A 3,432-nucleotide genomic window follows, 5' to 3' on the forward strand; every position below is an offset into this window, starting at 1 on the left:
GCGCTGTTTCCTGCCGGCGGAGCTGCGAAGAAACGCGGCGCGCTTTTCGGGTGAGATCTTCCGCGATAAAATCTCCCGCATCGTGGCGGAGACGCTGAAGTCAACGTGCCCGCGCCGGTTCAGGCGGCGGCACCCTGCCGGTCTGGGGTCCGGGGGCGAAGCGCCCCGGCCGCCGGAGGCAGTCTGCGGGCGGAACGACCAGCTCACAAACCGAATCGAAGATTCGGACGGGGAGCCCGCACGGTCTGTTGCGCGAATGCGCATAAAGACCGCGCCCCGGAAGGGGCGCGCTCCTCCCTGTCTGCAACATTGACGGTTCGCATTTTAACAATGTTCGCGGCTCCGGTCAATTCTTGTTAGCCGGGATTGCAACGCGATAGACCCTGTGACCGCTCCGCGGCGTTCGCCGCGCCGCTCACACCGGGCAAAGCACCGCAACTTTGTTGCGGATTTTTGCGCAGGGGCTTCGCCCGGGTCAACCTGAGGCGCCGCCTCAGACACCGCCAAGGGGCTCCGCGCCCCTTGGAACCTCGCCAGGGCCGAATGGCCCTGAACCCGGTCGCGCAAGCGCTCCCCACAGGCGTGTTGTGACATCACGGACGCGCATTTTAACAATGTTCGCGGCTCCGGTCAATCCTTGTCAGCCGGGATTGCAACACGATAGACCCTTTGACCGCTTCGCGGCGTCCGCCGCGCCGCTCACACCGGGCGAAGCACCGCAACTTTGTTGCGGATTTTTGCGCAGGGGCTTCGCCCGGGGCAACCTGAGGCGCCGCCTCAGACACCGCCAAGGGGCTCCACGCCCCTTGGAACCTCGCCAGGGCCGGATGGCCCTGAACCCGGTCGCTTCGCTCCCTGCCGGGTGCGTTGTGGCATCAGAAGTTCGCATTTTAACATTGTGAGCGGTCCCCTGAACACAGTTTCCCGGTTCCGGGTCTTTGGGCTCGTCGCCCGAAAGCTTCGGGTGCTTTTCGGGAACTGTACTGACACATCCCGCGCTTTTATGTTACAGCGGCACATGCCGCGCTTTTTGCCGCTTTGTCGGAGATTCGCGGGAAAAAACGGTTATTTCCGCTATTTTCGGAACTCCTTATTTGAAAAAAGATTGTTTCGGAACTACATTACCAAGCGAATATTTGCGACAAAAACAACTGTATTTATAAGCGGGGGCAACCAAGATGGCGGAAAAACTCCAGAGTCTGCTCGATAAAATCAATGAAAAAGGCGTGAAGGAGGCGGAAGCGACTGCCGCCGGGATTATCGCCGAAGCGAAAAAAGAGGCCGAAGCGATCCGGGCGAAGGCGAAGGCCGACGCCGAGGCGGCGGTCAGGCAGGCCGAAGAACAGGCCGAAGGCATCGAAAAACGGGCCGAGGCGGCAGTCCGCCAGGCCGCGCGCGACATCATCCTCGAGCTCCGGCAGGAGCTTGAAAAACGTATGACCCGCGCCGTCTCCGCCGCCGCCGACCAGGCGCTGACTCCCGAATTCATGGCTTCCCTCATCAAGGAGTTCGCCGCGAAATTTGCAACCGATCCGAACGGCCGGATCACCGTTCTTACCGCCGTCAAGGACGTTCCGGCACTCGACAAGGCCATGAAAGCCTCTCTGGCCGCCGGATTCCGGAATGCGCCGCAGGTGTTCGGCGACTCCGGGATCAAGGGCGGTTTCGAGGTCAGTTTCAAGGACGGCGAAGTTTATTTCGATTTCACCAGCGAAGCGGTGACCGAGCTTGTCGCGGACTACATCGGCCCCCGGCTGGCGTCGATCCTGAAGGGCGAATAACAGTTCAAGCGAAACGGGACGGCGAACCATGTACTACTTTCTTTCCGCTTCTCTGCCGGGCCTGGCCCTGGGCAGGGACCCCGGCATGAGCGTTGCCGATTTCGACGAGCTCTGCGCCGGTCAGATGACCCCCGGGGCGCTGGCCCGGTTGAAGCAGGGCTCGCTCCGGGTCGGCAGGGAGCCCGGCTCCGCCGCCGGACTTCCGCCCGTCTATGCCGCCTATGCCCGGTTCGAACAGTATCTGCGGACCCGCATCGCCGAGCGCCGCGCCGGCAGGGATGAAGAGCGGGCCGTCCATCTCCCGGACCCCGAACTCTATTTCGGCGAAGTCGATGCCGCCATGGGGGCGCTGGCCGCGGTTTCCGACCCGGTCGAGCGGGAAAAGGCCGTCGACCGCATCCGCTGGCGCATGCTCGACGACCTCGAAGCTGGGCATGAATTCGATTTTGACGGGCTTTGCGTCTACCGGCTCCGGCTCGAGATTCTGAACCGGTACCGCGGCCGCAGCGTGGAAAAGGGACGGTCGAACTTCAACGCGGCAGTCGACCGCATCGCAGGCGGAGCCGCCTCCGGCAACGAGTAATAACATCCATTTGAGTCAGGAGTTTCAATAAATGGCAGAGGGTAAGAAGAACACTGAAAAGGTGGTCGCGGTCAATGGGAATATGATCACCATTGAATTCACCGACCGCGTCATGCAGAATGAAGTGGCGTTCGCCCGCGTCGGCGACGACGCCGACACCAAGCTCAAAAGCGAAGTCATCCGCGTCCGCGGCAACCGCGCCGACCTGCAGGTATTCGAGAGCACGAACGGCCTCAAGGTCGGTGACGAAGTCGAATTCACCGGCGAACTGCTTTCGGTCGAGCTCGGTCCCGGCCTTCTGACCCAGGTTTATGACGGGCTGCAGAATCCGCTGCCGCTGCTGGCGGAGAAGTCCGGCTTCTTCCTGCAGCGCGGCGTCTATCTGCGCGCGCTCGACCGTACGGTGAAGTGGGCGTATACGCCGGTCGCCGCTGCCGGCGACAAGGTCCGTCCGGGCGACCGCGTCGGTTTCGTGCCGGAAGGCATCATCAGGCATTATATCATGGTTCCGCTCGCCTGGAAGGGCGAATGGACGCTCGAATCAGTCACGCCCGCCGGTGAATACACGATCGACGACGTAATGGCCGTCGCCGTAAATGAACAGGGCGAGAAGCGGAATATCACGATGACCCAGCAGTGGCCGGTCAAGATTCCGATTTCCGACTATGCGGAAAAGCTGCTGCCGGAGAAGACGCTCGTGACCCAGCAGCGGACCATCGACACCTTTTTCCCGGTTGCGGTCGGCGGAACCTTCTGTACGCCGGGGCCGTTCGGCGCCGGGAAGACGGTTCTGCAGCACGCGATCAGCCGCTATGCCGAAGCCGACGTGGTCATCATCGCGGCATGCGGCGAGCGGGCGGGCGAAGTCGTCGAGATCCTGCGCGAGTTCCCGGAGCTCGAGGACCCGCGCACCGGCCAGCCGCTCATCAACCGTTCGATCATCATCTGCAACACGAGCTCAATGCCGGTGGCCGCGCGTGAAGCGTCGGTTTATACGGCGGTGACGCTCGCCGAATATTACCGCCAGATGGGGCTCAATACCCTTCTGCTGGCTGACTCGACCTCGCG

General features: G+C 62.3%; 4 protein-coding genes. 3 read left to right on the forward strand and 1 reads right to left on the reverse strand.

Annotated features, from left to right (window positions below; translation table 11 throughout):
* On the reverse strand, positions 1-264 hold a 264-nt coding region (locus ACMLHG_RS06640; RefSeq protein ID WP_417169986.1), incomplete at its 3' end, for a hypothetical protein.
* Between the two features lie 914 nt (positions 265-1,178).
* On the opposite strand from ACMLHG_RS06640, the gene ACMLHG_RS06645 reads away from it, so the two are divergent.
* The 3 genes from ACMLHG_RS06645 to ACMLHG_RS06655 form a co-directional block, all read left to right on the forward strand.
* The gene (locus tag ACMLHG_RS06645) at positions 1,179-1,781 is read left to right on the forward strand and encodes a V-type ATP synthase subunit E family protein (protein WP_106054130.1); all 603 of its coding nucleotides are present in this window, start codon (positions 1,179-1,181) and stop codon (positions 1,779-1,781) included.
* Between the two features lie 28 nt (positions 1,782-1,809).
* Positions 1,810-2,364, forward strand: a complete 555-nt coding sequence (locus ACMLHG_RS06650; protein ID WP_106054131.1) for a DUF2764 family protein — start codon at positions 1,810-1,812, stop codon at positions 2,362-2,364.
* A 31-nt stretch (positions 2,365-2,395) separates the two neighbouring features.
* Positions 2,396-3,432, forward strand: a 1,037-nt coding sequence (locus tag ACMLHG_RS06655; protein WP_417169987.1) for a V-type ATP synthase subunit A, incomplete at its 3' end; no start/stop codon positions are given.

The sequence above is a fragment of the Victivallis sp. genome (assembly GCF_048170485.1).
Lineage (GTDB): Bacteria > Verrucomicrobiota > Lentisphaeria > Victivallales > Victivallaceae > Victivallis.

Excerpts from the sequence above, each read along its gene's own strand:
- ACMLHG_RS06645 (WP_106054130.1), top strand. The coding sequence starts at position 1,179 with ATGGCGGAAAAACTCCAGAGTCTGCTCGATAAAATCAATGAAAAAGGC.
- ACMLHG_RS06650 (WP_106054131.1), top strand. The coding sequence starts at position 1,810 with ATGTACTACTTTCTTTCCGCTTCTCTGCCGGGCCTGGCCCTGGGCAGG.